Annotated in this window: 22 protein-coding genes, 1 tRNA gene and 1 pseudogene; 17 read left to right on the top strand and 7 right to left on the bottom strand. The window is 38.3% G+C overall.

Annotated elements, in window-relative coordinates; genetic code table 11:
- Nucleotides 1-1754: WD40 repeat domain-containing protein (locus I8751_RS21850; RefSeq protein WP_263973531.1), on the top strand; the 1754-nt coding region annotated here is incomplete at its 5' end.
- A 43-nt stretch (nt 1755-1797) separates the two neighbouring features.
- On the opposite strand, the gene I8751_RS21845 is transcribed toward I8751_RS21850, so the two are convergent.
- On the bottom strand, nt 1798-3267 hold the full coding sequence (locus I8751_RS21845; protein ID WP_214441201.1) for an ABC transporter ATP-binding protein: 1470 nt from the start codon (nt 3265-3267) through the stop codon (nt 1798-1800).
- Between the two features lie 17 nt (nt 3268-3284).
- A complete protein-coding gene (locus tag I8751_RS21840; RefSeq protein ID WP_214441200.1) occupies nt 3285-4340 on the bottom strand; it encodes a BMP family protein in 1056 nt (351 codons plus the stop codon).
- A 167-nt stretch (nt 4341-4507) separates the two neighbouring features.
- On the opposite strand from I8751_RS21840, the gene I8751_RS21835 reads away from it, so the two are divergent.
- Both I8751_RS21835 and I8751_RS21830 read left to right on the top strand, forming a co-directional pair.
- Complete coding sequence (locus I8751_RS21835) at nt 4508-4954, top strand: DoxX family protein (protein WP_214441199.1); 447 nt, start codon at nt 4508-4510, stop codon at nt 4952-4954.
- A 22-nt stretch (nt 4955-4976) separates the two neighbouring features.
- Nucleotides 4977-5471 (top strand): ureidoglycolate lyase, encoded by a 495-nt coding sequence (locus I8751_RS21830; protein ID WP_214441198.1) that lies wholly within the window; start codon nt 4977-4979, stop codon nt 5469-5471.
- On the opposite strand, the gene I8751_RS21825 is transcribed toward I8751_RS21830, so the two are convergent.
- Both I8751_RS21825 and I8751_RS21820 read right to left on the bottom strand, forming a co-directional pair.
- The gene (locus tag I8751_RS21825; RefSeq protein WP_214441197.1) at nt 5468-7693 is read right to left on the bottom strand and encodes a tetratricopeptide repeat protein; all 2226 of its coding nucleotides are present in this window, start codon (nt 7691-7693) and stop codon (nt 5468-5470) included. The genes I8751_RS21830 and I8751_RS21825 overlap by 4 nt on opposite strands.
- Nucleotides 7694-7932: 239 nt before the next feature.
- On the bottom strand, nt 7933-8094 hold the full coding sequence (locus tag I8751_RS21820; RefSeq protein WP_214441196.1) for a hypothetical protein: 162 nt from the start codon (nt 8092-8094) through the stop codon (nt 7933-7935).
- Nucleotides 8095-8340: 246 nt separating this feature from the next.
- Here I8751_RS21820 and pbpC point away from each other — a divergent pair, with 246 nt between their 5' ends.
- Together pbpC and I8751_RS21810 are read left to right on the top strand one after the other, a co-directional pair.
- Nucleotides 8341-10713 carry a penicillin-binding protein 1C gene (pbpC, locus tag I8751_RS21815; RefSeq protein ID WP_214441195.1) on the top strand — a complete coding sequence of 791 codons (2373 nt, stop codon included), beginning with the start codon at nt 8341-8343 and terminating at the stop codon, nt 10711-10713.
- A 123-nt stretch (nt 10714-10836) separates the two neighbouring features.
- Nucleotides 10837-11460, top strand: a complete 624-nt coding sequence (locus tag I8751_RS21810; RefSeq protein ID WP_214441194.1) for a 4Fe-4S single cluster domain-containing protein — start codon at nt 10837-10839, stop codon at nt 11458-11460.
- Between the two features lie 220 nt (nt 11461-11680).
- On the opposite strand, the gene nagZ is transcribed toward I8751_RS21810, so the two are convergent.
- Nucleotides 11681-12766 carry a beta-N-acetylhexosaminidase gene (gene nagZ, locus I8751_RS21805; protein ID WP_214441193.1) on the bottom strand — a complete coding sequence of 362 codons (1086 nt, stop codon included), beginning with the start codon at nt 12764-12766 and terminating at the stop codon, nt 11681-11683.
- A gap of 434 nt (nt 12767-13200) precedes the next feature.
- On the opposite strand from nagZ, the gene I8751_RS21800 reads away from it, so the two are divergent.
- From I8751_RS21800 to I8751_RS21745, 12 genes are all read left to right on the top strand, one after another.
- On the top strand, nt 13201-14076 hold the full coding sequence (locus I8751_RS21800; RefSeq protein WP_214441192.1) for a hypothetical protein: 876 nt from the start codon (nt 13201-13203) through the stop codon (nt 14074-14076).
- Between the two features lie 179 nt (nt 14077-14255).
- On the top strand, nt 14256-14513 hold the full coding sequence (locus tag I8751_RS21795; RefSeq protein WP_214441191.1) for a hypothetical protein: 258 nt from the start codon (nt 14256-14258) through the stop codon (nt 14511-14513).
- Nucleotides 14514-15132: 619 nt separating this feature from the next.
- The gene (locus tag I8751_RS21790; RefSeq protein WP_214441190.1) at nt 15133-16140 is read left to right on the top strand and encodes a serine O-acetyltransferase; all 1008 of its coding nucleotides are present in this window, start codon (nt 15133-15135) and stop codon (nt 16138-16140) included.
- Nucleotides 16141-16205: 65 nt separating this feature from the next.
- Nucleotides 16206-16760, top strand: coding sequence for an HD domain-containing protein (locus tag I8751_RS21785; protein ID WP_214441189.1), 555 nt, complete (start codon nt 16206-16208; stop codon nt 16758-16760).
- Nucleotides 16761-16872: 112 nt separating this feature from the next.
- Nucleotides 16873-17760 carry a DMT family transporter gene (locus tag I8751_RS21780; protein ID WP_214441188.1) on the top strand — a complete coding sequence of 296 codons (888 nt, stop codon included), beginning with the start codon at nt 16873-16875 and terminating at the stop codon, nt 17758-17760.
- 45 nt (nt 17761-17805) lie between these two features.
- Entirely contained in the window at nt 17806-18297 is a 492-nt protein-coding gene (locus tag I8751_RS21775) for a Mov34/MPN/PAD-1 family protein (RefSeq protein WP_214441187.1), read from the top strand.
- Between the two features lie 39 nt (nt 18298-18336).
- Nucleotides 18337-18603 (top strand): MoaD/ThiS family protein, encoded by a 267-nt coding sequence (locus I8751_RS21770; RefSeq protein ID WP_214441186.1) that lies wholly within the window; start codon nt 18337-18339, stop codon nt 18601-18603.
- 74 nt (nt 18604-18677) lie between these two features.
- The gene (locus tag I8751_RS21765) at nt 18678-19592 is read left to right on the top strand and encodes a PLP-dependent cysteine synthase family protein (protein ID WP_214441185.1); all 915 of its coding nucleotides are present in this window, start codon (nt 18678-18680) and stop codon (nt 19590-19592) included.
- 613 nt (nt 19593-20205) lie between these two features.
- Nucleotides 20206-21645 (top strand): 15-cis-phytoene desaturase, encoded by a 1440-nt coding sequence (gene pds, locus I8751_RS21760; protein ID WP_214441184.1) that lies wholly within the window; start codon nt 20206-20208, stop codon nt 21643-21645.
- Nucleotides 21629-22561 (top strand): 15-cis-phytoene synthase CrtB, encoded by a 933-nt coding sequence (gene crtB, locus I8751_RS21755; protein WP_214441183.1) that lies wholly within the window; start codon nt 21629-21631, stop codon nt 22559-22561. The genes pds and crtB overlap by 17 nt, the downstream gene beginning before the upstream one ends.
- Nucleotides 22562-22719: 158 nt before the next feature.
- A tRNA-Ser gene (locus tag I8751_RS21750) sits at nt 22720-22811 on the top strand.
- A 194-nt stretch (nt 22812-23005) separates the two neighbouring features.
- On the top strand, nt 23006-24328 hold the full coding sequence (locus tag I8751_RS21745) for an ABC transporter substrate-binding protein (RefSeq protein ID WP_214441182.1): 1323 nt from the start codon (nt 23006-23008) through the stop codon (nt 24326-24328).
- A gap of 372 nt (nt 24329-24700) precedes the next feature.
- Here the strand turns inward: I8751_RS21745 and I8751_RS21740 are convergent, their stop codons facing one another.
- Together I8751_RS21740 and I8751_RS21735 are read right to left on the bottom strand one after the other, a co-directional pair.
- Nucleotides 24701-25060 carry a hypothetical protein gene (locus tag I8751_RS21740; protein WP_214441181.1) on the bottom strand — a complete coding sequence of 120 codons (360 nt, stop codon included), beginning with the start codon at nt 25058-25060 and terminating at the stop codon, nt 24701-24703.
- 185 nt (nt 25061-25245) lie between these two features.
- Nucleotides 25246-25522 (bottom strand): annotated as a pseudogene (locus tag I8751_RS21735) (IS4 family transposase); the annotation flags it as partial.

Genomic DNA, 25522 nt, shown 5'->3' with positions numbered 1-25522 from the left:
GCTTCAGCCCCAACGGGCAACAAATCGCTTCTGGCAGTAGTGACGATACAATCAAAATCTGGGATGTCGCCACAGGCAAACTGCTCAAAACCCTAACTGGGCATAACGATTCGGTCTATAGAGTCGGCTTTAGCCCCAATGGGCAACAACTCGCTTCTAGCAGTGGTTACAACACAATCAAAATCTGGGATGTCACCACAGGCAAACTGCTCAAAACCCTGACTGGGCATAAAGAGTTGGTCAATAGCGTCAGCTTCAGCCCCAACGGGCAACAAATCGCTTCTGGCAGTAGTGACGATACAATCAAAATCTGGGATGTCGCCACAGGCAAACTGCTCAAAACCCTAACTGGGCATAACGATTCGGTCTATAGAGTCGGCTTTAGCCCCAATGGGCAACAACTCGCTTCTAGCAGTGGTTACAACACAATCAAAATCTGGGATGTCACCACAGGCAAACTGCTCAAAACCCTAACTGGGCATAACGATAGGGTCAATAGCGTCGGCTTTAGCCCCAATGGGCAACAAATCGCTTCTGGCAGTTGGGACAACACAATCAAAATCTGGGATGTAACCACAGGCGAACTGCTCAAAACCCTAACTGGGCATAACAGTTGGGTCTCTAGCATCGGCTTCAGCCCCAATGGGCAACAACTCGCTTCTGGCAGTGGTGACAACACAATCAAAATCTGGGATGTCACCACAGGCAAACTGCTCAAAACCCTAACTGGGCATAACGATAGGGTCAATAGCGTCGGCTTTAGCCCCGATGGGCAACAACTCGCTTCTGGTGGCGGTTTAGACAAAACAATCAAAATCTGGGATGCCACCACAGGCAAACTGCTCAAAACCCTCACTGGGCATAATAGTGTGGTCTATAGCGTCGGCTTCAGCCCCAATGGGCAACAAATCGCTTCTGGCAGTGGTGACAAGACAATCAAAATCTGGGATGTCACCACAGGCAAACTGCTCAAAACCCTAACTGGGCATAACAATGAGGTCATTAGCGTCGGCTTCAGCCCCAATGGGCAACAACTTGCTTCTGGCAGTACTGACAACACAATCAAAATCTGGGATTTGAATCTCGATAATTTATTAGACAGTGGTTGCACCTCGCTGAATAGTTACCTCATTGCCCATCCTGAAACCCTAGAAGAGTTGCCAGAATGTCAAACGCCATCTCGGTTAATGCCAGCAGCTATGGTGTTAGTTATTCAAGGTGAAAAGTTAGCTCAAAATGATGATATTAATGCTGCCGTTGCCAAATTTCGCAAAGCACAACAATGGGACAGTCAATTAAAATTTGACTCCCAAGCAAAAGCAAAAGAGTTTGCTATTAAAGGCCAAGCGCAACGCAAACTTAAAGAAGGTCAGGAACTTGCTATCAAGAATCAAGTACAAGAAGCCGTCACAGCTTACGCCGATGCCCAAAAGTTAGACCCCAAAATCGAAATCTCCGCCGAAGCTTGGCTTACACTCTGTCGCCAAGGTAGTCTGCATAAACAAGCCAAGTTGGTATTATTTGCTTGTGACAAAGGCGTTATCCTGGCAGATAATTATGCCCCTTATCGTGAAAGTCGTGGTTTAGCCAGGGCGCTAACAGGCGACACCCCCGGCGCAATCGCCGACTTTGAAGCCTACATCGCCTCGACTGATGATAAAGATGGTAAAGCTCAAGTGCAACGCTGGGTGAAAGACCTTAAAGCTGGCAAGAATCCATTTACAGATGCAGAATTGCAAAAATTATTAAAGTAGACGCGATAAATCGCGTCTCTACATGAGGTTTGTTGGTATTGTTTTATGTCTTGCCTCTAGCCATCAATAAACCAATCTCCTCTACTGTCGCTGTCTGTGCGTCTAAAATAGCGACAAATTCACCTTTGTACATTACAGCAATACGATCGCTCATGGCCATGATTTCTTCTAATTCAGTAGAAATATACAAAATTGCCGCACCGCGATCGCGTTCTGCCAATAACCGAGAATGTACTGCTGCTGTTGCGCCGACATCTAATCCCCGCGTTGGTTGCATCGCCACAATTAAATTTGGTTCCCCTGCAAGTTCTCGTGCTAACACCACCTTTTGTTGATTTCCCCCGGACAGTTGACTGACTTTGACATCTTCCCCTGTAGCGCGGATATCAAATTCTTGCATGGCGACTTGGGCATGATTGGCGATCGCTGCTTTTTGTAACAAAAAACGACGACAAAATGGCAAGCTTTTAAAAGCTTTTAAAATTAAGTTTTGAGCAATATTAAATTGCAATATTAAACCCATTTTTTGCCGATCTTCTGGGATGTAACCAATAATTTGATGGGTAGAATCTGCAAACTCAATTTTGCCTTGTTTAGAAGTTCGTAAAAGAGCGATCGCATCTGCTAGTTCTCGCTGTCCATTGCCATCAACGCCAGCAATTCCTAAAATTTCCCCTGCCTGCAATTCAAAGGATACATTATTTACAGCAGTCATACCCCGGTCATCTACAACTTCTAAACCCTGCACCGACAATATAATTTTTCCTCGCAAAGTAGGGGCTTTTTGGATCTGTAAATCAACTTCGCGTCCCACCATTAATTCTGCTAGCTTTTGATGTGTGGCTGCTTGAGTTGTCGTATTTGCTACTACTTTGCCTCGACGTAAAATTGTCACAGTATCACAAAGGTTGATGACTTCTTCTAACTTGTGGCTAATAAAAATAATTGTGTTACCATCTGCTGCAAGTTGGCGCAAAACAGCGATTAATGATTTGACTTCTGGTGGTGTCAGAACTGCTGTAGGTTCATCTAAAATTAACAATTTAGCTTGGCGGTAGAGAACTTTCAAAATTTCTACACGCTGTTGTGTTCCTACTGGTAAATCTTCTACTTTGGCAGTTGGGTCGATTTCTAACCCGTAAGTTTGGGATAAAGCAGCTATTTCTTGTTGCTTTTGATGTAGATTGAGATGCCACTGATTATCACTTCCTAAAATAATATTTTCTGTAACAGTCAGTTGGGGAACAAGCATGAAATGTTGGTAAATCATGCCAATTCCTAGTTTAATTGCTTGATGAGGCGAATTAATCTTGACTGGTTTTTCTTCTAGGTACATTTGACCACTGTTAGGTTGGTAAAGACCATTAATGATGTTCATTAAAGTGGTTTTACCTGCTCCATTTTCACCTAAAATTGCATGGATTTTACCAGTTTCGACACTGAAACTAATGTTATCATTAGCAATAAAGGAACCAAAGCATTTAGTAATGTTTTCTAAACGTAAATATGACATTAGTAAGTATCTAAATTTTAAACTGATACTTTTTTCAAACAACGTGTGTCTTTACCGTTTTCATTGCAACTTTCAAAGATAATTTTTTTATCAATAATCTCTTGTTTTGTATTTAATGTCTGTTGTTTAACTTTTTCTGGAACCATTAAACCAAATTTTCCTACAGATAATATATCTGGTCTTTCTAGCCCAATCGTATATATTTGACCTTTGAGTTGTTTTTGTTTGGCTAATTCTGCCAAATATACTATTGCTAAATCTAATCGCTTCACAGCGCTAGTTAAAACCGCTTTAGGAGCAACATCTAATTGATCTTTGGTATTACCAAAAGCATAAATTCCTTTATCGCTAGCAGTTTGTAAAACTGCGGCTGAAGCATTATCTAACCATTGATAAATCACATCTGCACCAGATGAAATCAATGCAAGTGTCGCTTCTTTGCCTTTGGCAACATCATTCCAATCACCTGTGAAGGTAGAGGTAATTTGAATATTTGGTTTAATAGATTTTGCCCCTAATTCAAACCCACGTAATTCTTCTTGGGTAGCTGCAAATTCTTGTCCAGCAATATAAGCTAATTTGTTGGATTTAGTCATAGAAGCGCCAATAATTCCACACAAATAGCTACCTTGGAGGTGATCTATTCGCAAAGCGGCGATGTTTTCACCTTTAACAGAACCGTTAACAGCAACAAAAAATGTATTGGGAAACTGTGCAGCTACTTGTTCTACTGCTGCATCAAATTGTCCACCGTGGGCAAAAACTACATTGTAGCCTTTACGGGCAAAATCTGTTAATGCTTCTGTTTGATCTGCTTGTGCTACTTGTTCTACATAAGCTACTTCTGCACAAAGCTTTTGTTTTACCTGATTTATTCCTTCGTACCCTGATTGATTCCAAGCTTGATCTGTAATGACTCCAGGGAGTGCGATCGCTATTTTAAATCCTTCACTACTATTTTCTGTTGTTGGTGTCGTCGCTTGGTTATTGCTGCAAGCTTTTAGCAGAAGGCTAACACCAAGAACTGCTGAACCACACAAAACAAATTTACGCCGATTAAAATTTACCGTCATACATTAGTCTGAAGATGGATAGTCATTTGAGTTATTAACATACTTTAAAGTCGTAAGGGGTATTTTGGCAAAAGTTAGCTAATTTTCTCCCTATTGATTGAAGACAGGCTGATATTAAGCAATAAATACTGAACTACTAGAGGCAAATATAAAATGAGGTGAAACCCATGAATAAGTATAAGGAACTCTTACGTGTCATCCTTGCAGTATCTATTATTATAGTTGGAGTGACACATTTTATTATGCCAGAACAATATGTAAAAATTGTACCACCCCAACTTCCCTATCCTTTAGAATTAGTTTATCTCAGTGGGTTTTATGAAATTTTAGGTGGTATTGGGTTGTTAGTTCCACCTGTAAGTCAAGCTGCTGCTTGGGGACTAATTGCATTATTTATTGCAGTGTTTCCTGCTAATATTAACCAAGCAATCAATCATATTAGAATTGAAAATATTCCATACTCAGATTCACCTTGGTTTCAAGTTATTAGACTTCCATTTCAAGCAGTTGTAATTGCTTGGGCTTGGTGGTATACAAAACCTTCGGTTCAAGAAAAGCAAGCTTCTCTAATTCCTAAATCACTTATTCCCCAAGAACTAGAAGAATCAAAATAATTTTCTCACTCAATAAAATTGTATGAATACATCACAAACACTAAAACAATTGCCAACAGAGTTGGTAAATTCAGAAAACTTTCGACGTTATGGACAGGTAATTTGTGCAAGTCAAGACGGTAAGAGTTTTGATGCAGAAGATGCTCAATTAAATCTACAAAATGGGACTCCGCGATTTTATATTATGCGGTTAGACAAAAGAGGGCGAAAGTTTCATAAAATTACTCGCCATCTGCAATGTACTCAATGTTTAGGTGCTTTGGCAGGAAAAGATTGGTTGATTGCGGTTTGTCCTCCTCATAATGATCTAAATGAACCCGTTTTAGAAGAAATCGCCGCTTTCCGGATTCCAGGAAATTGTTTTATCAAATTAAATGAAGGTACTTGGCACGCTGGGCCATATTTTGAGCATGAGGTTGTAGATTTTTACAATTTAGAACTTGCTGATACGAATGTGGTAGATCATTTCACTCATGATTTTCTTCAAAGTCATCATTTAGAATTTGAGATGATTTAAACAGCAATCAACTGCTTAAATTCTGCATCATCTGCAATTTCATCAAAATCTATGTCAGTTGCAGCGTCTTCTTTATATCTAGGATTTAGTTGAATTGCTTGCTGGAGATTTTCTAAGGCTAATTCAACTTCTCTTTGCAGTGCATAGCAAGCTGCTCTATTGTAAAAAGCACTGGCATAGTCTGGCTTAATTTCTAGGGCTTTACTAAAACTAGCGATCGCTTCATTATCACGTCCCAATCTTACCAGAGTATAACCGCGTTTATCCCAGGCTTTAGGGGAATCTGGTTTAAATTGTAGTGACTGATCAAAGCTTGCGATCGCTTCTTCGTATTGTTCCAATTCTACCAATGAAAGACCACGATTTAACCAAGCAATGGCATCATCCGGCTGGATTTGTATGGCTTTATCAAAAGAGGCAAAGGCTTGCTGATGCTGTCTTAAGTTACCAAAAGCTACACCACGATCGCACCATGCTTGGTGATAATCAGGCTGAATCTCAATAGCTTTATCATAGGAAGCGATCGCATCTTGATAGCGTTTTAATCTGACTAAAGTCAGACCTCGTTTTAACCAAACAACAGGTTCATTCGGCTGAAGTTTAACTACTTTATTGTAAACTGCGATCGCATCTAAATACTGCTTTTGAGAAAACAGAGCATCTCCCTGTTGAATATAATCATCTGCTAATAATTTTGGCTGTGGTTGTGGTTCTTGAGTGTGCTTTTCTTCAGGAATTGAGGCAGATTTTACTTCAACCAATTCATGCAAAATCGAATCCTTGCGTTGTTGAGCATCTAACTGTAATTCCGAAAGTTGAGAGACAAACTCCGTCTCTAATTTTTCTAGCTTCTCTAGAATCAATAGCTTTTGTTGTTGAGCATTCGATTGCAATTCTGAAAACTGAGACACAAACTCCGAACCTGATTTTTCTAAATTTGTAATTATTAGCTCTTTTTGATTTTGAGCATTCACCTGTAATTCTGATAATTGAGATGCAAACTCAGCTTGTAGTTTGATCAAATTCTCAAAGATACTATCCCTCTGCTGCTGCGTATCTAACTGTAATTCCGATAGATGAGATTTCAATGTGTTTTCTAATTCTCCTAGATTTTCTAGCATTCTATTTTTGTTTTGTTCTGCATCTAAATGTAATTGAGATAATTGAGATGCAAACTCAGCTTGCGATTTTGTGAAACTCTCAATAATGTTGTCCTTTTGTACTTGAATTTCAGACTTTAATTGAGATAAATGAGATTGAAATAAAGTTTCTGATTCTCCTAAATGCTCTGATGTGATATCTTTTTGTTTTCGAGCATCTGCCTCTAATTCAGATAATTGTGCGACAAATTCTGTCTGCAATTTGCTTAAATTCTCAAGGATGCTATCCTTTTGCTGTTGAGCATCACTTTGCACATTTGTAAATTGAGCAATAAAATCGTCTTTATTTTGTTCGATACTTTCTAAAGCTAGATTTTTTTGTTGTTCAACACCTAATTTTAATTCAGATAGTTGAGATGCTAGCTCAGACTCTAGTTTTGCTATATTCTCTACTGTGAAATTTCTTTGGTGTTGAGTATCCAATTGTAATTGAGATAATTGCCCGGCAAATTCAGATTCTAATTTTTCTATATTTTGTTGGACACTTTTGACATCAGTTTCTATTCCTGCAAAAATATTGTCTTTTGATTGTAATAGTTCAGATGTTAATTTTGATAAATTTTCTTGATGTCTTTTTATTTTTTCTTGTAATGACTCAGCTTCTTTTTCTAATTGACGATTGAGGCTTTTAGCATCTTGAATAGTATTTTCAGCTTCTTGCTTAACAATAATTAACTGGTTTTGTAAATTTTCGATTCCCTCTAACTGTGCCATTGCTCTGTTAACAATTTCACGGATTGCCACGCGTCTTAACAGCCAAAATAAAGCAATCACTGCAACTGGAAATAAACTCAATATGACTAACCAGACATTCATTAGGATAGTTGTAGGATTAAAGGCACGCTCAAAATCAGATTGCTCTGGTTCGGGAGTGCGATTTTCTACTGCCCCTTGCGCCAATTTTTCCTGCTGCTGATTCGATATTACTTGAGCAGGTGTCAATTCTCTAGAGACAGATGGCGTAGGTTGTCCCCTGGTAATACCAGCAGGCACCAGCAAAGGTGAAAAGACAATAGCGCTTTTTAAAATTAAAGTGAAAACAACTTGATTCTTGCTCTTCACTCTAGTCACCTTCCTTTGATTTCAAAACATCTACTTTTAGTGTAGGGGTTTTGAAATCAGGTGTTTATGATCATGATTTTGCGATGGGCTACGCCCCGCCGGAGGCGATGGCTTCAACCAACTTGTTAAAAAGTAAATTGGCAACTTTAGCCATCAGCTTACCTTGCAGGTGTTTACCATTGAGCAACTGTCGGCCGGAATCGTTCGTAAAATCCGGCGTTGCATAATAGAAGGATGAATTAGGATTTACTACTGTGCATTGTCCATACTGCAAGTCTACGGGGATAAGAAAAAATGGGAAACGAAGAGGTAAACACAAAAGTCCCATCTTCCAGTTTGTCAGAAACCGCCTGTGCGATCGCTTCCTCAACATAATCACTAAGAATAAAGCGTGTGGTCATTCTAATTGCATTGCTTGTGATGTATTCCCGTACGAAAACGTTCTTATTATGAGGGCGATCGTCCCAGCTAAATTATAAAATGATACGCGTAGAAGCAAAGTGGCTTGTCGTTAGACATCGCTTGTTAGGTTTGAGAAATGTAAGTTTGTCATGATGTTAACGACTTAATTAATAAAGACAAGCAACTTTGCAATCAGCAATAGATAAACTAGGAAATAAGGGTTAATAATATGGGTAAAGTAGCTGATGAAAATAAAATTGCGATCGCTGCTCCAAATTAAGCTAAATTCTCAAACTAGTAAAATTATTTTAAGTTTGCTATTAATATGTCTTTCTGTGCGCCTACTGCCTTATTTTGCACCTATTCGCACCGCAGATATTGTTCAAAATCAGCTGGCAATGCAGTTTAGCGATCGCAATGGTTTACCATTAGGCACATTGCTCACTCGTGACCAAGAGCATACAGCAGTAGTACCACTCAATCAAGTTTCTCCCCAGTTTATTCAAGCTATTTTAGCCGCCGAAGATGGTAGCTTTTATCAGCATGGCGCGTTGGATATCAAAGCTATTATCCGCGCCATCAAAGAAGCCATTCACGCCAAAAGAATTGTCTCCGGTGCTTCTACAATTACTATGCAATTGGCGCGGATGTTAAATCCCGTTCCCCGCAATCTTTTAGGTAAAGTTCAAGAAATTTGGTTATCTTGGCGGCTAACAGCCGGGATGAACAAAGATGAAATTCTGGCGGCTTATATTAATCGCTTACCAATGGGAGGAAATATCTATGGTGTAGAAGCCGCAGCCCGGACTTATTTTTCCATACCAGCTAGTGATTTAAATCTCGCCCAAGCTAGTCTTTTGGCGGCTATTCCCAATAATCCCACTTATTTTAATCCTTATGAACATTGGGAACGGTTGAAACAACGGCAGCAATACGTCCTTAATCGTATGGTAATGGATGGGTATATAAATCAGGCGATCGCAGAACAAATATCCACAGAAAAAGTAGTGTTTCAGTCCCACCAAAAGGGAATTATTGCTGCACCACACTTTTTATTTTGGTTAGCCAATCAGATTTCTTCTACCAAAGAGCAATCTTTAATTCGTACCACTATCAATCGTCCTTTGCAGCAGTTTGTCGAAACCCAAGTACAACAGGTAATTGCTTCTGTAGCTGCTAACAACGTCCATGATGCAGCAGCTTTGGTAATTGATAACCATACTGGCGAAGTTTTGGCTTATGTTGGTTCGCCTGATTACTTTAATGAAGCAAAACTAGGACGCAATGATGGAGTACAAGCTTTACGCCAACCAGGGTCTACCTTAAAACCCTTTGTCTATGAATTAGCTTTAGAAAAAGGTGTAATTCGCCCAAATACCATTTTGGCAGATGTCCCTGCTCACTACGCTATTCCCGGCGCACAACTTTATAGCCCTACAGATTACACCGAAACCTTTTTAGGCCCGGTACGGGTGCGTGTGGCTTTAGCAAATTCTTTAAATGTGCCAGCAGTAAGGGTTTTAGAAAAAGTCGGTGTCCAGACTTTTTTAGAACGTCTGCATCAGTTGGGATTTACCCACCTCAATCAAACTCCAGAATATTACGGTTTGGGGTTGACTCTCGGTAGTGGTGAAGTAAATCTTTGGGAATTGGCTAGAGCTTACGTGACAATGGCGCGACAAGGAGAAGCTACGCCATTACTAACTACTCTGAGCGATTCTTCAAAAGAAAATTGCTACCGCCGATATACGCAGATAAACGAGGCAGTGCGTTGGGCGGGTTCCCCGACTTGTAGCAACTGCCGTGCCGATAAATCTATCTGCGGTTCTTTATTTTCCAACCGGACAACATGGCAACTAATCACTGATATGCTCAGTGACAGTCATGCCCGTGCCACAGCTTTTGGTGTAGACTCGGTGTTAAATTTACCCTTCCCTGCTGCCGTTAAAACTGGAACTTCTTCTAACTTTCGTGATACTTGGACTGTTGGTTTTACTACCGATTACACAGTAGCGACTTGGGTGGGTAATTTTAATGGTGAACCAATGCGACAAGTTTCTGGAGTTACAGGTGCAGCACCTTTATGGAATCGGATTATGCTACACCTGCACGAACATCAAGAACCCGCAGCTTTTCCGTCTCCAGAGAATTTAGTGCAATTACCAATCTGTGCAATATCAGGATTACAACCAACGCCAGATTGTACATCAGTAGTCCAGGAATATTTTTACCCTGAAGATAAAATTGCTTACGCAAATCAGCACGATTTCAAATTACCATCCGAATATGATGATTGGTTAGCCAAACAACCACAATCGAATTTGGTTTTTAGCAATTTGAGAATTGTGTCTCCCCATAATGGCGATTTATTTTTGTTGTATCCCGGTGAAGAAGGACAGCAAAAACTAGAGTTGAAACTAGCAAGAACTAAATCTCAGCCTGTAGAGTGGTGGCTAAATAATGAAAAATTAGCTACTCAATCAGCTAATTCTTTATTTTGGCATTTGCGCCCTGGTAGCTGGACTTTGGAGGCCAGAAGTGGCCAAATGAGTGACAAAGTAAATTTTCAAGTCAAGGTAGCGACTCTCAAACCTACACGCCGGGGCTTTTCACTATAGTAAAAATAGCTGTATTGAGTAGCAAATGAGTAGCCAGCTAAAGGGAAATACTTGTAACAGCATTGTTAGCTGGAACTTCGCTATAGTTAACGGTTAACAGGTAAGGTTAAAAGAAGGAAACAGATGGAAACTAAGCCAACCAACCCATCGCTAGAACTCACAGAAATTCCTCCTGGCTATCTAAATATTATGGGTTATGTTGATGAATCACAGGTGAATGGCCCCGGTTCTCGTGCTGTTATTTGGGTACAAGGTTGTCCGCGTGAGTGTCCTGGATGCTTTAATCCTGAGTCCTGGCCATTTGAGATTAACCAACTGATTGCTGTTGATACCCTAGTTGAAAAGATTTTGAGTAAACCTCACAATACGGGTGTGACATTCTCTGGTGGAGAACCCTTTTGGCAAGCATCTGCATTAGCATCTTTAGCACGCAAAGTAAAAGCTGCTGGTTTAAATGTCATGTCTTTTACAGGATTCACTTTAAAGCAATTACAGTCGGAATCTGCTCCCCCAGATTCCCAAACTCTGTTAGAACAACTGGATATTTTGATTGACGGCCCTTTTGTGGAGTCTTTGGCAATTAATTCTCCTGATTCTCCTGTTTCTTCGAGTAATCAACGGGTTCGTGTATTCAACCCGGCTTTCGCTGACCAGATTACTTGGGCCAGTGACCAAATAGAGATTCACGTCCTTAAGGACGGTAGTCGCATCGTTACTGGTTATCAAGGCGGACTTAAACTGACTTGACATCTTTTAAAGTTATAATTTCCGCTGCAAAGTCGTAGTGAGGATTTTAGTCCTCTTTTTTTTCTTATACCAATTCTCCATGAAGATGCATTTAATATTTATTAAACGTAGACGCAAAGCGGCTTGCCGGAGGCTACCGCAAAGTACCCAAAGTACGCAAAGAAAGAGATCAGTTGAGGATTTCATTATTAAGTGCAAGTTTACAGAGAGTTGGTATTACTTAAAAAGCACAAGCGATCGCTAATTCCCCATGTTGCAGTAATGTATTTTTATCGAGAGGATGGACAATATATTGCGGTGTGACTGCTAGTAATTTCTCAATTCTGTCTCTAGCAGCTGACACTACAGATTCATCTAAATTACCCTTGTTCAAAGAATCGGCGAAATCTTCAGCAATTTTATAAGTACGTTCAATAGATGAAGAATTAATATTGCGCGAAACGATAAACAAATCACAGCCAGCCTGAAACGCCTGCGCTACAGTCCCACTATTCATAAACATATCTGACACAGCTTTCATATCTAAATCATCAGATACAACCACTCCTTCAAAACCCAGTTCATCCCGCAGTATGTTTTTGAGAATAGTTTGAGAAAGGGTTGCTGGTAATTTAGCATCTATCTGAGGAAATAAAATATGCGCCGTCATCATCAAAGGTATTTGAGCTTTTATCAGCGCTTGAAAAGGTATAAGTTCTCGATTTCGCAAGTCTTCTAAAGTGAGATTGAGTGTTGGTAACTCAATATGAGAATCTTTACTGGTGTCTCCGTGTCCAGGAAAATGCTTAGCGCATCCCAAAATTCCTGACTCTTGAAGTCCGAGAAAATATTCAGATGCACCTATAACAGCAGCTTCGGGAGTGTTACCAAAGGCCCGCGGCCCAATGACAGGGTTTTGAGGATGGGAAAAAATATCTGCGACAGGGGCCCAAGATAAGTTAATCCCCAGTGATTTTAGCTCTCTTGCTGTGGCTTTGGCTACTTCGCGTGAGCGCGATCGCAACAACAAAGCGTGAGGAAATCGGGTAATTGGTAGCGGTGTGCGAACTACACGCCCTCCTTCATGATCTAAAGTCATAAACATGGAGTCACGTTTAGCATATTCGCGTATCTGATCATTCAAATCTTTGAAGTTTTCCAACCAAACCTCATAGGGAGTCCCATCTAGAAAGTTTTTCGCGAAAAAAATCACCCCTATCGGTTGCAGTTCACTCAGTACACGTTTATCTTCATCACTTAAAGTAGTACCAGAAATACCGATAATCAGGTGGTGTCCAAAGCGTTCTAGCTGTCGTGAGATTGACATAAAGTTTTACCTATACTAACAACTCAGATTTTTAATCCAAAGGAAATAGCTTTTATCCTACACTTTTAATCATCATCGATAAAGATTGTTAACCGTTGACAGTCAACAATCTACACAATTATCTGTGAGCATCTCAGTAATTTTGTGGAGATTAATTTTATCGGTTACAACCTCAAATCCATATTTTTAACTCTTTAAAAAAATACTACTTCGTACAAAGAAACAGTGAATTTACTGTGGTACGGTAGCCTGATTAATTTTGATCAATTAAGATTTAATGACATAACTTACATATTTATACTTACGCCAACAAAGTGGCGATCGCATACTGCTGTTTTCATTTCAGGAGTTTTATGCATATAAGTTTGTTTAATAACTGTTTTGAAAAAACCTTCGCAAAATTTTATGATATTTCTTATGAATGCTATAAAGGATTGACTAAAAATCCTCGATGGCTGTTAATGCGTAAAGTTGCCCGATTTCGGATTGTGCGATCGCTAGTCAAATACTTCTCTCAACGCTCAATTAATTCATATTTATCACTGTTAAATGAAAATAATTCGTGTTTTGCAGATGTCAATGTAGACGATGCTATTAACAGTCTCAAAAACGAAGGTTTATATTTGGATATTAATTTACCTCAAGATGTCGTTCAAGAAATAGTTCAATTTGCTCAATCTACAGCTTGTTATGGTAATCAAAAGCTAGAGTATGGTTTTTATTATCATCAGAAAGCAGAAGCACAAATTAAATCTGGCAAACATTTTATTACAGGTTATTATTTCAACACCGCTTTATTTTGTCCAGCCATTAAAAAACTCCAAACTGACCCAAAGTTATTAGCAATAGCCGCAAAATATTTAAATGCTCCACCAGTACATCAAGGAAATAAAATGTGGTGGAGTTTTGCGGGAAATATGACTTACCGCGAACAAAGTCAAGCGGCTCAACTTTTTCATTACGATATAGATGATTATTGCTTTATCAAATTTTTCTTTTATTTGACTAATGTAGACAATCAGAGTGGGCCTCATGTTTGTGTTCGTAAAAGTCATAATCAGAAAAAAAGCTCACATCTTTGGTTACGTAAACGAGAAACAGACCAAGAAATTATCGATTATTATGGTCAAGAATCTTTGGTAGAAATTTGTGGACAAGCTGGTTTTGGATTTGCAGAAGATCCACTTTGCTTTCATAAAGGAATTTCACCAACTCATCAAGACCGCTTAATTTTACAAATAGAATTTGCTAGAACTGACTATCAAATGCAGCATGATCTCAGAAAAAGTTCTTTATTGAAATGTATTTAATATTTTGGTGTGGTCAACCTTTATTTTTAACGTTGCGTTCTCCTTATTAAAGGAAAATAAATACCAATATATTTAAGTGGTGTAAGTAACAGTATTTAGAAATAAATCGGACTAAAATTACAGATCCTCAACGTGCCGAAAGGCATTGGTTAGCTATTGCTGTTGCTACTTTGTGGCAAGTGAGTGTTGGCGGTGAAGTTGATGCAAATTTACCCATTAGTAGTTTAGATGAGCTACCATCGACCCATGTTGCTCGACGCAATTTTAAAAATAGTTTCCTTCATCGTTGTCTCTCGTGTTTTCGCCGTGGGTTTTTAGTGATTAAGGCTGCCATTCTCAATCGCCTACCATTACCAATCGGTTGTTTTTTCCCTGAACCTTGGCCAAGCTTGACTCCACAAATGAATGTGTTTCAAATTACCCTCTCTACTGCCTGATTTTTAATTCCCTACCCTTGAAAGCCTCACCAGACCGGGAATCGCTATATTTACTATTAGAAAAGAATATTCCCTCTTGGGTAATTACTACGCTAAATTGCTCTGATGATTTTTTAATCCCTTGTTAGATAAGGGTTTTAAGTAAATTCATTTGCTGATTTGACATTACATATAATAAAACCCTTTATTTATGGGGTTTATGGGATAAATAAACTGAATATTTGGTAGAACAGGTACTGAAAACCCAAATATTCACAAAATAATTTAGCATATTATCTCAACATAGATTTAAGTTGACAATCCCTACTTATCTATGAGAGTATTCAACTGTGAATTTTGCTTAAAAGGTTTTTCTTAACACCCAATTATGTTTAAGTTTTGTTTAAGTTAAATCTGGATTTAATTAAGCAAAGGTTAACTAAGTCTTAAGCGAACAAAAATCCTGACTTGAAGAAAAGCTATGATGTTTAATACTTAAAAATAAAAAATTTTTTAACCAATTTTTCATGGTTAATAGTGTTTAGAGTTGAAAGCAATATTTTTATAGCCAAATATCTACGTTTGACTTTGGTATTAAAGCATTCAGTAACTCAAGCAAGTTTAGAGATAAAGTAAAATCATGCAAGTTTTGAATGATTTCAGTTGGGTAGTCTGTAAAGAGATATACAAAGTTTTGAATGATTTTATGCCAAGCAACAGCTTGTTCAGTACTTTTGAAAAAGAAATAATTACCGCGCAAATATACTCTTTAGTTTGGGATGATCTTTGTAGTTTCACAGAGCGAGATCCAGCCGCTAGAAGGTCTATCGAATATGTGTTTAGAACGTATACCTGTTTTAAAGCAGTTATGTATTACCGTATAGCAAACACACTGTATTATCATACGGGGGATTATGAATACAAAAAACCGCTTTTATTGCAACAGTTAGCCAGAAGAATATCAGAGGAAGCAAAAGTCTTAACTGGAGTAGAAATTCACCCTGGGGCTAAAATCGGATCTAGATTTGTAATTGATCATGGTACAGGTACTGTAATTGGAGAAACATGTGAAATTGGACACGATTGTTACATATTACAGGGTGTAATTTTAGGATCTACAGGAATTGCAGCTAATCAAGCAGGAAAACGCCACCCAACTTTGGGTCATAAAGTCGAAGTTGGAGCGTTTGCAAAAATTTTAGGCTCTGTACAAATTGGAGACAATGTGAAAATAAGTCCAGGATGTATTATTCGCAGCGATATACCATCTAAGGCAAGAGTCATAGTTACCAATGAGTATCAGATTATTAAAACAGAGGAACCAAGCAATATAGAAATCTACGGTGTAATTTTAAAAAAAAATAAAGAACTGAATATTTTTGGTAAAGGTTTGAGAAATACATTCTTGTCTTTAATCGATGGCGAAAATAACGAAATTACAAACATAGCTATTCAGGTTATAGAAAAAGAAGATGATCAAATCAAGTTATATCTAAAAATAATCGCAAATAAAAATCAATTAAAAGCAGAAGATATAAAAATAGCTATTTCTAAAAATAATTCATCAATTACTATTTTAAATTCACTAGCAGTCAAAAATTTACTTAAATATTTGATTAATTTAGCCCATTTAGTCGGCGCACAATAAAAATAGATCAAGATAATAAATTGAGATAATTTTTAAGCTATTTAAGAAGTTTTGAGGTAAAAAACATGGTCATCAGTCGTCAGCAAGCTTGGAATAAATTATTAGAATGGACATCAAATCCTTCACTATTTATTCACGCTCGTTCCGTTGAAATAGTTATGAGAAGAGCAGCTCACTTATATGGAGGTAATGAGCAAGAAGAAGAGCGCTGGGGTTTAGCTGGACTAATTCATGATGCTGATTATGAACTTTGGCCAGAAGAACATCCTAAGCATATTGTTGCTTGGTTAGAGGAACAAAAAGAACCAGAAATTGCTTATGCTGTTGCTGCTCACAATACAAAGTGGGGAGTTCCTCACATTACCCAACTTGACAAGGCATTATTAGCTTGTGATGAGCTTACAGGTTTTGTTATAGCTTGTTCTAAAGTTAGACCAGATGGGATTCAATCTCTAGATCCATCGAGCGTTTTAAAACGACTCAAAACAAAGAGTTTTGCTGCCAAAGTTGATCGTGATGAAATCCATGCAGGTTCAAGAGAGTTAGGGGTAGATTTATCAGATCATATTGCTTTTGTCATTGACATACTTAAAGACAGTGCTAATGATTTAGAAATTTAAGCTAAGTTTTAGTAAAAATATACATAAAATGCATTTTTGTAATGTATTAAAATACTCGTAAATTACAGAAAACATACTGTTTAAAGTTAACCTTGTATCTCGACTACAAAGTATGCAAAGAACAATAAAAAATAACTGGATTGTTATATTTTATATAGTAGTTTGCTTCATTTGGGGAACTACTTGGATAGCAATAAAATCAGCAGTTGAAACAATACCTCCTTTAACCTCTGCTGGGTTACGTTTTCTGATTGCATTTCCATTTCTTTTAAGTATTCTGAAACTAAAGAAACAAAGCTTGTTTTACCAGAATAATAAGAAGATGCTGTTTGTATTCGTTACAGTATGCTACTTTTGTATACCGTATTTTCTTCTAAATTTTGGGGAAAGATTTGTATCTTCAGGATTTACAGCAATCCTATTTTCTACAGTTTCAATTTTTATGATTTTGTTCTCGATTATTATTAACCGTACAAAAGTTCCCATAAATCAGTTATTTGGAGTTATATTAGGTTTTATTTTTCTTATCTTGATAATTCTGGAGAAGCAACAAACCTTTAGTGAAACTAATATCTTGGGTATATGTGCAATTTTAGGCGCTGCAATATGTCACTCATTAAGTTATGTTGTGATTAAAAAATACGGATTTGAAATCAACGTTTTGACATTAAATACACTTCCTATGGGCATAGGTGGACTTTTACTTTTACTACTAGGTATTTTAATTGAGAAACCTGATGTTTCAAGTTTTTCCTATAGTTCTATTTTTGCTATTCTATATCTTGCTATTGTGGCTTCTGTAATAGGCTTTGCACTATATTTTTATCTACTCAAGAGAATGAATACAGTTATGCTATCTTATGTATTTATCTTTTTTCCAGTCATAGCTGTTAGCATATCTTTATTAATTGAAAATGAGATACTTAGCTATAAATTTTTTATCCTATTTCTTGGTTTACTTGGAGCTTTTACATTGACTAAAATAAAAATACCAACTTAATAAGCAAAATAAAAACCCTAAACCTTTTAAAAAATAAAGTTTGTTTTGTTAATTATTTTAGATGAGTTTGCCTTGAATATGAATTTTACCAATGAAAACATACTCTCAGATTCAGCACTAGAAAGAGTTTATTTGCATTCGAGGCATAGTTATCCAGAAGAGTGCTGTGGTTTTATTTTAAATGATGGTGTTAAAGAATGTGAAAATGTACAGAACAAATTGCACAAACTTGATCCATTTAAATATCCGAGGACTGCTAGAACTGCTTTTACATTTTCCTTCGAGGATCTACTTTTTCTAGATAGAAGTTTCAATTCAAATAATCCAGTTCGGATTATTTACCATTCTCATCCTGATCTGGGAGCATACTTTAGTGATGAGGACAGGAATCATGCAATCATTGATGGTGAACCTATTTATCCAGTTAAGCACTTGGTTATTGATGTTCAATCTACTCGAATTGGGTGTGCGAAGCTTTTTAAGTTTGTAAATGGCGATTATCAACTTGTAAAGTTATTTGATGGTAAAGAAATTTAAATAATGTATTGAATTTTTTCACAAACTTAGGAGTTATAAATGGTCACAATTAACATACCCAAAGTACTGCAAAAATTAACCAATTATCAGGAGATAATAGAAACAAAAGGCTCTACTATTGATGAAGCACTAAACAACCTTTGTGAGTCATACGAAAATTTGAAAGCTCATATTTACTACCCAAATGGAATAGTAAAATCACATATATTGTTAGCAGTAAATGGGAATCAAGTGGGCTCAGAAACTGTCTTAAACGAAGGAGACTCTATCGATATTATTATTGCCGCTGCTGGAGGATATAGCTAACAACTTAAATTTAAAAATTTGATAGATTTTTTGAAAAAATATAAAAAATTTATACTTTGAAGGAAAAATTTCAAGTGATATATAATTCTATTTTGGAAACAGTTGGTAATACTCCAATAGTAAAATTAAATAAAGCCACATTTGGCACAAATTCCTCCATTTTTGTAAAGCTTGAAACGTTTAATCCAGGTGGTAGCCACAAAATAAGAATCGCATTCAATATGATTAGAAGCGCTGAAAGAATGGAAATTTTAAAGCCTAACTCTGGTCAAACAATTCTTGAGCCTACTGGAGGAAATACTGGAATAGGAATAGCGATTGCAGCATCTGTCTTAGGGTACAAAGTTGTTCTCGTTATTCCGGATAATTATGCTACAGAAAAGCAAAAATTATTAAAGGCTTTTGGCGTAGAAGTTGTCCTTTCTGACAGCCGTAATGGAAATAATTCTCATGGTGAACTAGCCCAAGAAATTCAGTTAGAGCATCCTGACTATGTAATGCTAAATCAAAGCCAAAATCCTGCGAATCCAGAAACTCATCGTTTAACAACTGCTAAGGAAATTTTAGCAGACTTTAAGGATGAAAAGATAGATTATTTTGTTGCCAGTATCGGTACTGGAGGACATATAACAGGCATAGGAGAAGTTCTTAAAAAAGAACTACCAAATATAGTTATAGCAGGTGTTCAACCTAAAGGTTGCGACTTACTATGTAATAAGTTTATTCCTCATAAAATTCAAGGTCTTGCTGTGGGAATGATTCCTAAGGTTTTAAATATCGATATTGTTGATAAGATGATTAGTATTGAATTTGATGAAGCTGTAATGATGATGAAAAATTTGATGAAAAAGGAGGGGTTATTAGTTGGAATATCTTCAGGAGCAAATATAGCTGCGGCACTAAAAATTGCACAAGAAGATACAAGAAAAATTAATATTTTAACTTTAGCGTACGATTCTGCCGCTGATTATTTAGATGTCCTAGATTGAATCTTTTTTAGATAATTTATTCTGTATAGATACCAAATTAATGGTTTGAAAAAAGTTATTTAGATACACTCAAAAGCAAATTGAGACAGGCTTTTACATAGATTAGCAACATTTATTTACTGAAAGCGAGCTTGAAACCATTTTTCTAATTTTTATTTCTTTTTATTGTCTTACTTAGATTTCAATCTTTTTTATAATTAGGAAATTTTAAAGCTAAAATGTATACAAATTAATTTAAAAACGAGTTATTACACAGTGCTAATTTTTGTTTGCAGGCATTTAAATTAAAAGTTTTATTTTGATAACAACGTATCTAAAAGTTAAAATATTTTCCATTTTCTCTGTATTTATGTGAGAAGGAATGTCAATTTGCAGTCAAAGAGTATACTGGTTTATATATATACGTAAATATGTTTAGTATAAAAATTATACATTTTATATGTAGTGTCAATAGTGCTGGTAGTTTGCTTCGGTAGATGCATGTCAGGCACAATTCCTTTATTTGAGAGTTTTTTGGTAAAGCGATCGCACAACGGCTGCCAAATGTAACGGATTGCAACGTATAATGAGAACGGCAAAATGATAAAGAAATATTGAAAGGCAGTAAGTTTAAATGCGAGTAGCGATCGCGGGTGCTGGTTTAGCAGGACTTTCCTGCGCGAAATATCTCACAGACGCTGGTCACACTCCCATTGTCTTGGAAAGCCGGGACGTACTGGGTGGTCTTGTTGCGGCGTGGAAAGACTCTGACGGTGACTGGTACGAAACCGGTTTACACGCCTTCTTTGGTGCATACCCCAATATGCTCCAATTGCTCAAGGAATTAGGCATTGAGGACAGACTCCAGTGGAAAGAGCATACACTGATTTTTAATCAACCGGAAAAGCCTGGAACCTTATCACGTTTTGATGTTCCGGATATTCCATCTCCTTTCAACGTCATTGCGTCAATTCTTCGCAACAAAGACATGTTGACTTGGGAGCAGAAGATTAGGTTTGCAATTGGCCTGCTACCAGCAGTGGTTCGGGGTCAGAAGTATGTTGAAGATATGGATAAGTACAGTTTTTTAGAGTGGTTGGAAAGACAAGGTGTTGGTGAGCGAGTAACTAGTGACGTTTTTATCGCCGCATGTAAGGCACTCACCTTTATCAATCCTGATGAAGTTTCTGCAACCATTTTATTAACTGCATTAAATCGGTTTCTGCAAGAACGATATGGTTCCAAAATCGCGTTTTTAGATGGTTCCCCCACGGAAAGGCTATGTCAGCCTATTGTCGATTACATCACAGAACGTGGTGGCGAAGTTCGTCTAAATGCACCTCTCAAAGAAATCGTACTCAATGACGATGGGACAGTAAAGCACTTTGTCATCCGGGGGTTGAATGGCGCGCCAGACTACATCGAAACTGCCGAATTGTACGTCTCCGCAATGTCAGTAGATATCCTCAAAGCAATGTTACCAAAGCCTTGGAAACAAATGGAATATTTCCAAAAGCTGGATGGCTTGGAAGGAGTGCCTGTGATTAACTTACATCTGTGGTTTGATCGAAAACTTACAGAAATTGATCAGCTGCTATTTTCGCGATCACCCCTCCTCAGCGTTTATGCTGATATGAGCAATACTTGCCGTGAGTATGCTAACCCTGATCGCTCGATGCTAGAACTAGTTCTAGCTCCTGCAAAAGATTGGATTAGCAAATCTGATGAGGAAATTATTGCCGCAACAGTTGCCGAACTGGAAAAACTTTTCCCAAAACACTTTATGGGAGACAATCCAGCAAAGTTGCTGAAATATCATGTGGTGAAAACACCGCGTTCAGTTTACAAAGCTACCCCTGGTCGTCAACAATACCGTCCCGCACAAGTTACGCCCATTGCCAACTTCTATCTTGCAGGAAGTTACACCATGCAACGCTACTTAGGAAGTATGGAAGGTGCTGTACTTTCTGGTAAGCTGACATCGCAGGCGATCTCTGAATCCCTACCGGTAGCAAATTCTTCCAGCCTGCAAACGCTAACCCGACCGCCTGCAACGAATGCTGCAACTGCCTGAATCCCCCCCGCGCATGAAAACGCTGGTCTCTGTGGACGAGTCCTATGAACTTTGTCGTCATCTCATAGCCAAGTATTCCACAACTTTTTACCTCAGTACTTTGCTCCTGAGCAAAGAAAAGCGTCCCGCTATCTGGGCAATTTATGCTTGGTGTCGCCGTACAGATGAACTAGTGGATGGCCCTGCATCTGCTATTACTACGCCAGAAACTCTAGACTTATGGGAACATCAGTTAGAATCAATTTTTGCTGGACACCCATTAGATAATTTCGACGTAGCTTTGGTAGATACCGTTCAACGCTTCCCTATGGACATTCAGCCCTTTCGGGATATGATTGCCGGACAGCGTATGGACTTATATCGTAGTCGCTATGAAACTTTTGAGGAATTATACCTCTACTGTTACCGTGTCGCTGGCACTGTAGGCTTAATGTCAACATCAGTGATGGGGCTAGATACTACCAAAAATACGGCTCCGTGGAACTGTGAACAACAGCCATACATTCCCATAGAAGAAGAGATTGCCTTAGGAATTGCTAAGCAACTGACCAATATCTTGAGGGATGTGGGAGAAGATGCACGACGCGGACGAATTTATATCCCTCTAGAAGATTTGGCACGATTCAACTACACCGAGCAAGATTTGTTAGAGGGTGTCGTGGACGATCGCTGGCGTTCTCTCATGCGCTTTCAAATTGATCGGGCACGACAATTCTATCGCAAGGCCGAAAGGGGGATTTCTTACCTATCTGCTGATGGTCGTTGGCCAGTCTGGGCAGCTCTCATGCATTACAGTGGAATTTTAAGCGTAATTGAACGCAACGATTACAATGCTTTTACTCGACGTGCTTATGTGCCCCAATGGCAAAAGTTACGTTCTTTGCCCGCGGCTTGGATGCGATCGCAAGTGCTTTGAAGAAGTTAATATAGTCAGTGGTCAGTGGTCAGTGGTCAGTAGTAACTAAGAAAAAAACCAACAACTGACAACTGACAACTGACAACTGACAACTGACAACTGACAACTGACAATTGACTTCCCCAAATAAATCTGCTAACATCTTTATTCGTGACCCAGGAGAGGTGGCTGAGTGGTCGAAAGCGACAGATTGCTAATCTGTTGTACGGCAGGTAACTCCGTACCGAGGGTTCGAATCCCTCCCTCTCCGTTTTCAAGTATTAAATATACAAAAAAGTACTTTCTATAAGTTAAATAAATACTTATTTGGGAGTAAACAATTTTATTCCTCAAGGTGGATGTTATCATTTATCCTTTAGAGTCTGTTTAAGATTAAACTATCCTGAAAACCTAGTTTACATCTTACTTTGAGGCTCCTGAATATCAGAGGAGTGAAAGTAATTTATGAAAAAAATTAGTACTGCTTTAGCTTTAAGTATAAGCACTTTAGCAGCTGGTTTCCTGGCAGCAGCTTGTGACAATACCACTACCCCCAATAACACAGCTAATAATGGAGGTACTACTGCACCAGTCAACTCAACTACTACAACCAGTAATACTGAAGGTCTAAAAATTGGTACTTTATTACCAACAACTGGTGATGCGGCTTCCATAGGGCAGCAAATGGTATCAGTACCGCCTTTGCTTGTCGATAAGGTAAATGCTTGCGGTGGCGTGAATGGTAAACCAGTGACCTTAGTACAAGTAGATGACCAAACAGACCCCAAAGCTGGCGCTGCTGGCATGACTAAGCTAGCAACTCTAGATAAAGTTGCGGGTGTAGTTGGTTCATTTGCTAGTAGCGTCTCCACTGCGGCTGTCTCAGTTGCCGTACCTAATAAAGTCATGTTGGTTTCTCCTGGTAGTACCAGTCCCGTCTTTACTCAAAAAGCAAAAAATGGTGACTTTAAAAGTTTTTGGGCACGTACTGCTCCCCCTGATACATATCAAGCGCTAGCTTTAGCCCAACTTGCTAGGAAAAAAGGTTTTCAGCGAGTTTCGACAGTTGTAATTAACAACGACTACGGTGTGGGCTTTGAAAAAGCGTTTGTAGAAACTTTTGAAAAATTGGGTGGAACAGTAATCAATAAAAACAAGCCAGTTCGCTACGATCCCAAAGCTCAAACATTTGATACCGAAGCTGCCACTGCTTTTGCTGGTAAGCCTGAGGCAGTAGTTGCCGCGCTTTACCCAGAAACCGGTAGTTTGCTTCTCAAAGCTGCCTATCAGCAAGGTTTAACCAAGGGAGTGCAGATTATGCTGACAGATGGAGTGAAATCGCCTGCTTTACCAGAACAAGTTGGAAAAGGAAGCGATGGTCAGTATATCTTAACTGGAGCTTTGGGTACAGTACCGGGTTCTGATGGTCAAGCATTAGACTTTTTTAACAAGCTCTGGAAAGAGAAAAAAGGTGGCTCACCAGGGGAATACACTCCCCAAACTTGGGATGCTGCTGCGTTGTTAGTTTTAGCATCTCAAGCTGCTAAAGAAAACACAGGTGTTGGCATAGCTAGCAAAATCCGTGAAGTTAGCAATGCACCTGGTAAAGAAGTGACTGATGTTTGTGAGGGGTTGAAGTTACTTAAAGCAGGCCAAGATATTAACTACCAGGGAGCTAGCGGTAATGTAGACGTTGATGCTAATGGCGATGTACTTGGTGTCTACGATGTCTGGACAGTAGGCGAAGACGGCAAAATCACGGCGATTGACAAAGTTAGTCCTAAGTAGCAGTTAAAGTAATTCGTAATTCGTAATTGTTACGAGTTACGAGTTACAAACCTGACTAGCGTTTGTTAACGCTAGCCTCTAGTGTTTTGACTTGGGTTTGTAGTTCTTCGACTGTTTGCAGATGCGATCGCTCTAGTGAATAACTTAACGTGAGTTCGATGAACTTTAAACTCTAAAACCTTTGACTAGCATAGTATCCAGTAAATAGCTGTTCCTAAAAATAGTTGAGCTTATTGAGAATAAAATCAGTAACTTCTATATCAGTCAATTATTGACTTTATTCTCAACTAATGGTTGATAGTTTATTTTAGCCATAGCTCAGTAATCCTTTGTTGACAAGGCTTCTAGCCTCTAAAATCCGTCGAACTCACGTTAACTTAACCAAATAAAACTACCACCAAATATAGTAATTATACTCACTAAAATTCCAGTGAGTAATTTCACTTGCGATCGCAAAAGTTTAACTTCTTGAACATGATATTGAGATTTAGCAAGAGAATTGAGGTTAGGGTCTTGTTTTTCTAGAACTACTTGCGTTTTTGATTTCTCTACTATTTTGAAAGCAATCTGACCTTGCAGCCATTTCGTAATTAACTGAGGACAATTTTTCTTAAACCAGCGCCATGCAATAATTTTAAATATTGGTCTTAATTTTTCGTTGCTCCTCCCTTTTCGTTTCGGAGAGGTAGGGAGTGATACCAATTCACGAAAAATTTGATTCAAATAAAGCATCAAGAATAAAATCCCAACCTGTAATAGAAGCAACGATTGATGTGTTTAATTTTTCCAAACGCCTCCAGATAAATTGTCTTAACTCATCTAAAGTTCCAAAGCTTTCCCAAGCTAAATGCCTTTTAATTTCCTCCCATAATCGCTCAATTGGATTAACTTGGGGTGCTGAAGGGGTGACAAAGAAGCTACAAAGCAGACTGGATAAGAGACATAGCACGTAGACCCTTGCGAAAATAGGGTAGTTTACTGGGCTTTAAACGCATTAAATCATGAGCTAAATCAGCCCAAAACTCCATTGCACCCACCCATAATTGGCCATACAAACCAACCCAAAATGCGCTATGTCGGCGATGTAGTCGGTTTAATTCCTTCAGACGACCAATATATTTTTGTAATCCCATTTGACGAGAGTTACGACCTGCTAAAACAGCACAAGTATAGGCGATAGCAATTAATAAAATC

Origin of the sequence: Atlanticothrix silvestris CENA357 (assembly GCF_016056295.1) — a bacterium.
In the GTDB taxonomy this organism is placed as follows: domain Bacteria; phylum Cyanobacteriota; class Cyanobacteriia; order Cyanobacteriales; family Nostocaceae; genus Atlanticothrix; species Atlanticothrix silvestris.
Note: the sequence above shows the minus strand (reverse complement) of the source record. Positions and strands in the feature narration are given on the sequence as shown.